This window comes from Rhodococcoides kyotonense (assembly GCF_900188125.1).
Lineage (GTDB): Bacteria > Actinomycetota > Actinomycetes > Mycobacteriales > Mycobacteriaceae > Rhodococcoides > Rhodococcoides kyotonense.
Genome location: NZ_FZOW01000024.1, coordinates 66546 through 74957, shown reverse-complemented (window position 1 = coordinate 74957; position 8412 = coordinate 66546). Strand labels below are relative to the sequence as shown.

Sequence of the window (8412 nt, the reverse complement as noted above, 5' to 3'; positions counted from 1 at the left end):
CCCGCTCACGGGTCTCCTGGTCGAACTTCCTCGGTGCAGCCATATCTGCATTCTCCTGGTGAGATCACGGTCTCCACCAGTCCCAGGACGGTTCAGACAACCCTGCCGCCGGATGCGCCCTCGGCGTCACCGGAAACCGAGTCTCGATCGTCCTACGCCAGCAAGACATCGACACCCTCCCCACCCAGACACCGTCCCTCACCTCGGCCGGACGACCGACCCTCAAGACACTGACCAAACGCGACCGCATCGCCTGGTGGCTGACCATCATGGGATCCAACGTCATCGCCACCTGCAAAGAAGTATGCGCAGTCGCCCCCGCCATCACCGACATCGATCTCGCAGTCATCACCCGACTACCCGACACCCAACGCCTCGGCATCGTCACCTACGGATCGTGGTCCCGCCGCGCCATCGAGACCACGCCATGGCGCACCCCCGACGACGCCCTACGCTTCCTCGACATCGGCACCGATGTGGCATGCAGCGGCCGCACCACCGCCAGCGGCAACCTCTCGACCTCGGTCACACCACTCGACATCCGGCAAATCCCGGGCCTGGCAGACCTACTCGAAACCACCATCGACGACGGCCACACCAACCCCATCGCCGAACTCGACCACGCACTCACCTCCACAACCGAGTCCGCCGACACCCCCACCTACGACGACCCCTACGCACCGATTCCCTTCAACCAGTGGATACACCACACCACCGCAGGACAATCCCCACGAAACACAGCGCCAACGCCGATCCAGGCCGCAACTGTGCCGACGACACTCTCCCCCGGACAAACCCTCCCGCTACCCGACGACGCCGCCTACCAACTCGACGTCACCTTCCAACACAGCGGTTCCGACGCCGACATGACGCTCCTGCTTCTCGAACACACCGGCCGCGTCGGCACCGACGACGACTTCGTCTTCTACAACCAACCGACCGGATCCGACGGCGCAATCAGACTGCACAACAAGTACTCCGAAGGACCGACACACACCGAACGCGCTACCGTGCATCTGTCGGCGCTACCGCCGCGCGTCACAACCGTCGTCATCTCGATCAACATGGACGTCGACGCAGGGCACACCTGCGCGGAACTCTCCGGCGCCGAACTCACGATCTCGACACCGCAGAACTCGTGGACCTTCACCCCACCCGCCGATCCGAACATGCCAACCCGGCTACAACCCCGTCGAAACAACCTGGTCCGACGGCACCGTAACCGGATACTCCGACTATTGCCAAGCCGTCCGCGACCAATTCCTCCAGCGCGAGGAGGTGCCGGATACCGGACCGACAGAGTACGTGTGCGAGTCCGGCTACGCCTGCGGCATTACAGAAACAGACGGCGTCGTGTGCGACGACAACGGCTGCCGCGCCACATGGACGGAGTGACAGTGATACAGCTTCTCGACTGCGTCTTCGTGCTCTGACGCACGACCTCGCATCCACGTACAAACCTGACACGTCACCACAACGGTTCACACCGATCCACCCCCGGTTGCACCGAGTAGTGACACGCTCAATTCATCGATACTCCAGACGGACCCACCCGAATCCCCCACCGACCACGCACGTTCATGACCGCGTAAAAGTGGCTACTATCGGACACCAACTACTGCCTACGGGGTGCCCGTCGCAATTTCAGCGTACAAAGGGCCGCGGCCAGGTCCGCTCTTTGCCTGGGACGCCGACGCCCACCGGAACCTGCCCTACCAACGATGACGTCGCAAAATTACCCTACCGGGTACCAACCCGCGCGAGTTTATATGGTGAATCCCAATCAGCCGGACCCAGAAGTCCTGTAAACGTTCGTTTGTCGGACTTGCGGTGGTTCCTGACACCCTCATTGGACGCTGGAGTTGGTTTCCTGTCACAACTGCACGAGAACGTCTGCGTCAATGGGATAAGGCGCATAGATCGCCACTCTATCGACGACCCCGCTGAATCGCTCTAGGAGAAGTCCAGTTAACTGGTTCGGCGCACCGTCGACGGAGAATTCCTGGAGCAGTTCGTCGGTGATCAGCGATGTCATTCCGTCCCAGTCGCCGGCCCGAGCTCGTGTCTGTAGTGCGGCAGCTCGGTCACCTTCGCCGTACAGCTCGAACAGACTGCGGTACGCGGGCGTGGAGGCATAGAACGCTATCTGCTTGCGCACCGCTTCACGTGCTTTGTCGCGCTCGTCGTCGGTGTTTCCGGTGACCACCAGCGCCGGGCAGCTCAGTTCGAAAGCGCCGTCCAGCCGGTCTCCCACGACTGGCAGCACGGTTTCGGTGATACTCCGCCGAGACGAGAGTGGATGTAGGACAAGCCCGTCGGCATGGGTCACAGCCACCTTCACCATCGCGGGCCCGACGGCCGCAAGATGGATGGGCGGTGGGGATTGTCCGCTGGGGCCGGGATCGAACATCGGTGTCATCAAGGTGTGCGAGTGGAACTCACCACGGAAGTCCAAGGGCTCCTGTTCGTTCCACGCCTTCCAGATTGCCCGTACGGCCTCGATGTACTCGGCCATGCGCCGTGCCGGGTGCGACCATTGTTCGCTGAACCTACGTTCGATGTGCGCACGAACCTGCGTGCCGATTCCCAGCACGAATCGACCCGAGCTGACACGGGCCAACTCGTGCGCATGCTGCGCCAGGATCATCGGGTTACGCGCGAATGCGACGGCGACTGCGGTACGCAAGTGCAGAGTCGACGTCGCCAGCGCGGCAACAGCGAGCGGTCCGAACGGCTCTCGCGGCGCCTCGAGCGCCCACAATCCGCCGATTCCGGCGGATTCTGTGGCACGAGCGACAGACTCGGCGCTGTCGAGCGTCAGCCCGTTACCTGGATAGAAGTCGACGACGAGCGGCTTGGCAACCGAGTCCTCGGTCACTTCGGTGCCAACACGGCGTGTAGTCCGTCGAGAACACCGGCGTCGTCGATCGTGGACGGAACCGTGTAGTTCTCCCCTGCCGTGATGTGCCGCATCACCTTTCGCAGTATTTTTCCCGACCGAGTCTTGGGAAGCGCGTCGACGACGGTCAGATCTTTGAAGGCTGCGACGGCGCCGATTCTGCTCCGCACGAGGTGCACGACGTCCTGCTCCAATTGATCGGGATCGATCACCGCGTCGGATTTGAGTACGACGTACGCACTGGGACGCTGTCCTTTCAGCTCGTCGGCGATGCCGATGACCGCACATTCGGCGACAGCGGCGTGCGAGGCAACCACGGCTTCGATGCTGCCCGTCGACAATCGGTGGCCGGCAACGTTGATGACGTCGCCGCTGCGTCCGAGGACGAACAGGTACCCGTCCTCGTCGATGTATCCGAAGTCCCCGGTCAGATATCTGCCGGGGAATGCCTCGAGGTACGACCGACGGAATCGGTCGTCGCCGCGCCAGAGTCCGGACAGCGTCCCGGGAGGAAGCGGGAGGCCGACGACGATGCTGCCCTCTACTCCCGGCGATACCGGTTCGCCGCTGCTGTCCACGATCTGCACGTCGTAACCTGGCATCGGAACGCTCGACGATCCTGCCTTGATCGGCAACTGCTGAAGACCCCACGGGTTGGCGCTGATCGACCAGCCGGTCTCCGTCTGCCACCAGTGGTCGACGACCGGGAGGTCGAGCATTGTCGAGGCCCATTCGAAGGTGCTGGGATCCAACCGCTCACCCGCGACGAACAGTGCACGCAACGAGCTGAGATCATGATCTCGCGCCAGCGCGGCGTCGGGGTCGTTCTTGCGTATGGCACGGAGAGCGGTCGGCGCTGTGAAGAGCACGTTCACTCCATGCTCAGCGACGACTCTCCAGAAGGCCCCCGCATCCGGTGTCCCCACCGGTTTGCCTTCGTACAGAACGGTTGTGGCTCCGACCAGTAGGGGCGCGTAGACTATGTAGGAATGTCCGACGACCCATCCGACGTCCGACGCAGCCCACATCACCTCCCCTGGTCCGATTCCGTAGATGTTGCGCATGGACCAGGCCAAAGCCACGGCGTGGCCCCCGTTGTCGCGCACCACACCCTTGGGCTTGTCCGTCGTGCCCGAGGTGTAGAGGATGTACAGCGGATCGGTGGCCCGAACCTCCACCGGCTCAGCAGGTTCGACCCTCGACACGCTCTCGTCCCAGTCCACCCAGTCGTCCTCGGGCGCGGCGGTGAAGCCGTCGCGCCGTTTGACGATGACGGTCTCGGGAGCACGTTCCGACAGGGACAGAGCCTCCGCGACGATCGGTAGATATTCGATGCGGCGGGAGGGTTCGAGACCTCCGCTTGCCGTGAGCAATGCGACGGGTTCGGCGTCATCGATGCGTTTGGCGAGTTCCTCGGCAGCGAAGCCGCCGAACACGACCGAATGCACAGCACCGATCCGAGCACACGCCAGCATCGCGATCACCGATTCGGGGATCATCGGCATGTACACGACCACTCGATCACCGGCGACGACTCCCTGAGCAACGAGAACCCCAGCACATCGTGCTACTTCGTCGAGGAGTTCGCGATACGTGAAGGACTGCTTGGCCGGAACCATCGCCGAGTCGTAGATCAGCGCGGTCCGGTCGCCGTGACCGGCGTCGACGTGTCTGTCGAGGGCGTTGACGCTGGTATTGAGCGTTGCACCCGGGAACCACGTTCCCGACGGCGAACCGGTTTCCGCCTGAGCCCGAGCGGGTGGCGAGTACCAGTCGATCTTCTCGGCCGCGTCGAGCCAGAACGATTCGGGGTCATCGAGGCTGCGGCGGAAGCTGTCGACGTACGAGGGTTGTTCGTTCATCAACGTTGAGCCTTTCGATCTAGTTGTACAGGTGGGACAGGGATTGCCGCAGTTTGTATTTGAGAATCTTGCCGCCGACGGTGTCCGGCAGCGAGTCGACGAACTCGACCCTCTTCGGCGTTTCGAAACCGGCCAGTCGTGCTCGTGCGAACTCGATGATGTCCGACGGATCGGCGTCGATCCCGTCGCGGGCAACGATCACCGCAGTGACCGCTTCTCCCCACTGCTCGTGCGGCAGACCGACGACGGCAGCACGCGCTACTGCCGGATGCTCGAGCAGGACCGCCTCGACGCGCAACGTCGACACGTTCTCTCCACCCGTCTTGACGATGTCCTTGTATCGGTCGACCATGATGCGTTGCCCGCTCTCGCCGATTACGCAACTGTCGCCCGAGTGGAACCACCCTCCGGCGAAGGCATCTGCAGTCGCCTGCTCGTTGCGGTAGTAGCCGGCGAACAAAGCGGGTGAGCGGTACACAGCCTCTCCTGGTCCGCCTGCGGAGTCGACGATCGGGTCACCGAACGGGTCGAAGATCTGTGACGCCAGGATCGGACTCGGCACTCCGACGTAATTGTCTTGTGGCGCGGTGCGTTCGTACAGTTCGGTCCAGCTGTCGGGCCAGAACCGGTGACAACCGATCGATTCGGTCTGTCCGAAGATGGCGAGTGCCTGAAACGTGTCACCGCAGTGCGTCCGCAGAGTCGCGAATGTTCTCGGCGGCAACGCGGCCCACCCGTAGACGGCAACCGTCAAAGTCGAGGCATCGAGATCCTGCTGTGCATCGAGTGTTTCGGCGACGGCACCCAGCATCGCGGGCGATCCACCCCATAGGCAGGTCACTTTTTCCCTGTCGATCGCCTGTGCGATCGCAACAGGATCGGGCTTGCGACCGAGAACCAGTGTCCCGCCGTTGAGTAGCACCGAGATGTTGAACAGGTGGTCGCCGACGTGGTAGATCAGCGGAAGGAAACTGCACTGGACGATGGCGGTTTCATGCCGAAGGCCGCGCGTCAACGACGCGGTGAAGTTCAGTCCCGCATAGTGAGTCGCGTGATGGGACAACATCACACCCTTGGGTGCCGCAGTGGTGCCCGAGGTGAACAGGATCTGCCAGATGTCGTCGCCGTGAACGTCGACGTCGGGTTCGGTGCTCGGACTGCCGGCGATGAAGTCGGCGAACGACGCACTGCCGTCGACGACACCGCCTCCGATGGTGATGGTGACACCGGCGCTGACTCCACGGCTGCCGAGCGCATCGGAATTGGGCGCCCACCGCTCGGCATCGACGACGAGGAATTTCGGTTCGACGAGGTCGGCCAACTGACCGACGACGTCGGGAGCCATCATCGTGTTGACCGGTGCCACCACCAACCCTGCTTTGGCGACCGCCAGCTTCGTCAGCCACGCTTCGACGGAGTTGTCGCACAACATCATGACGACATCGCCGCGGGACAGACCTTGTGCCAGTAGTGCATTGGCGAATTGGTTGGCTTTGTCGTTTGCCTGCCGGTACGTCAGTCGTTCGTTCTCAGGATGCGCGAAGGCGCCTTCCCAACCCACGATGACGGTTTTGTCCGGTGTACTCCACGTCACGCGCTCCAGCAGGTCACCGACGGACGTTCGGTCCCAGCGGTTGTCGGCACGACGATTGACCAGATCGTTCACATTGATGACCATCGGGTTCCTTCGTAGTTGAGGTGTCAGTACGAGCGGGGAAGGGACAGGCTGTGCTGTGCAACGTAATTGAGGATCATTTCGCGGCTCACCGGAGCAATTCTGAGCAGACGTGCGACGCTCCACTGCGGCAGGAGACCGTATTCGACGCTCAGTCCGTTACCGCCGTGCGTCTGAATAGCCGTATCCACCGCCCCCACTGCGGCCTCGGCGGCAGCGTATTTCGCGACGTTGGACGCTTCACCTGCCGGCTGTCCTTCGGCATACAGCCAGGCTGCTCGGGCCGTGGCCATAGCTGCGAGATCGACCTCGATCTTTGCCTTCGCCAGCGGGTGCGCGACACCCTGGTGTGCGCCGATGGGGCCACCCCACACCGATCGGGTTCGGGCGTACGCGGCGCCGCGCTCGACCGCGAAGCGTCCGATTCCGACGCACACCGCGGCACCGGTGATGCGCTCGGGATTGAGGCCGTCGAACACCTGACGGAAGCCCTCGTCCTCGTCGCCCAGAAGGCTGCTGGCCGGAATGCGGACGTTGTCGAAGTGCAAGGTGAACTGCTTCTCCGGCAGACTCGCCGCGACGGGAAGGATGTGCGCGACGAGCCCGGGGGTGTCGGTGGGAACCAGGAACAGTGACAGCTTTCCGCGACCGGTCGTCTCGTCCTTTCCGGTGCGGGCCACCACGACGATGGCTCCGGCCTCGTCGACGCCGGAGATATAGTACTTGGAGCCGTTGAGGATGTAGTCGTCGCCGTCGCGGCGAGCCGTGGTCGACATTTTGTGTGTGTTCGATCCCGCGTCGGGTTCGGTGATGGCGAAGACGACCTTTGTCTCACCGGACGCCATCCGCGGCAACCATGCCTGGCGCTGATCCTCGTTGCCGTACTTGGCGATCAACTCACCTGAGATCGCGCTAGAGACGAGCAGCAACAAGAGGGGGCAGCCGTGCGCTGCAGTCTCTTCACACACCAATGCGAGCTCGGTCATGCCGGCGCCACCGCCGCCATATTCCTCGGGGAGATTGATACCGATGAACCCGCTGTCCGCCAGGGCCTTCCACAGCTCGTCGGTGGGTTCGTGAGCTGCTGCACGTTCGGCGAAATAATCCGGTCCGAACTTGTCGGTGATCGCCCCGACGGCGTCGCGAATGGCGCGGTGTTCTTCCGACTCGGTGAAGTTCATGTCGTCTCCTGGTGTGTGAGAGGTTGCTTGTCGGACCTGAATCGCGCGAACCCTGCCGCCGCATCGTTTCCGAGAAGCGTCGCGGACTGCAAAGCCGATTCGTGGGCGAGTGCCCCGTGAAGGGTCTGGTCCGAAGCGATGTTCGTTGCTTTTTTCGTCATCGCGATGACGAAGTCGTCGTACTCGGTCATCTCGGCGGCAACCTGGACTGCGCGTGTCATGGTTGCTTCTGCATCGCCCGCGGACTCGTTGGCGAGGCCGATGTCGACGGCGCGTTGCGCTCCGATCACCGGTGCACGCAGCAGCAGTTCCTTCGCGCGGTGCGCACCCACGGTGCGCTGAAGCAGATACGCCGCACCGGCGTCGGGAATGACGCCTCGCCGTACGAAGACCTGGCAGAACTTGACGTCGTCGGAGCAGATCACCAGATCGCACGCCATTGCGAGATTGAACGCAGCGCCGTACGCGATTCCAGACACGGCCGCAACGATCGGGAGTCTGCTGGTCCAGATTTCGGTCAGCGCGTCGTGGAACGCGGTCATCAGGTCCGCTTCGGCGAACCTGTCGGTGCTGTCGATCGTGTCGAGGATGGATTGCACATCACCACCGGCCGAGAAGTTGGCGCCGACGCCGGTCAGCACGACGGCTCCGATACGACGGTCCGATGCTGCCGCCTTCAATTCGCGCGTCAGGGCTTGCGCTGTGGCGATCGAGATCGCATTCATTTTCTCGGGCCGGTCGAAGGCCAGGATGCGCACCCGGCCTTCGTCTCGTGACGACAATCCAGTCATGGCC

6 protein-coding genes are annotated in these 8412 nt (G+C 62.9%); 1 reads left to right on the top strand and 5 read right to left on the bottom strand.

Going from position 1 to position 8412, the window contains the following annotated elements; all coding sequences use genetic code 11:
- Positions 1-269 precede the first annotated feature (269 nt).
- The gene (locus CHB96_RS26755; protein WP_089252052.1) at positions 270-1433 is read left to right on the top strand and encodes a TerD family protein; all 1164 of its coding nucleotides are present in this window, start codon (positions 270-272) and stop codon (positions 1431-1433) included.
- A gap of 440 nt (positions 1434-1873) precedes the next feature.
- Here CHB96_RS26755 and CHB96_RS26750 read toward each other — a convergent pair whose 3' ends face one another.
- The 5 genes from CHB96_RS26750 to CHB96_RS26730 are packed head-to-tail and all read right to left on the bottom strand — an operon-like array spanning position 1874 to position 8408.
- Positions 1874-2878, bottom strand: a complete 1005-nt coding sequence (locus CHB96_RS26750) for a TIGR03617 family F420-dependent LLM class oxidoreductase (protein ID WP_089252050.1) — start codon at positions 2876-2878, stop codon at positions 1874-1876.
- Positions 2875-4761 (bottom strand): AMP-binding protein, encoded by a 1887-nt coding sequence (locus CHB96_RS26745; protein WP_089252048.1) that lies wholly within the window; start codon positions 4759-4761, stop codon positions 2875-2877. The genes CHB96_RS26750 and CHB96_RS26745 overlap by 4 nt, the downstream gene beginning before the upstream one ends.
- Positions 4762-4780: 19 nt before the next feature.
- Positions 4781-6439, bottom strand: coding sequence for a class I adenylate-forming enzyme family protein (locus CHB96_RS26740; protein WP_089252046.1), 1659 nt, complete (start codon positions 6437-6439; stop codon positions 4781-4783).
- A 23-nt stretch (positions 6440-6462) separates the two neighbouring features.
- Positions 6463-7617 carry an acyl-CoA dehydrogenase family protein gene (locus tag CHB96_RS26735; protein ID WP_089252044.1) on the bottom strand — a complete coding sequence of 385 codons (1155 nt, stop codon included), beginning with the start codon at positions 7615-7617 and terminating at the stop codon, positions 6463-6465.
- Positions 7614-8408, bottom strand: coding sequence for an enoyl-CoA hydratase/isomerase family protein (locus tag CHB96_RS26730; protein ID WP_089252042.1), 795 nt, complete (start codon positions 8406-8408; stop codon positions 7614-7616). Before CHB96_RS26730 ends, CHB96_RS26735 begins: the two co-directional genes overlap by 4 nt.
- Positions 8409-8412 lie beyond the last annotated feature (4 nt).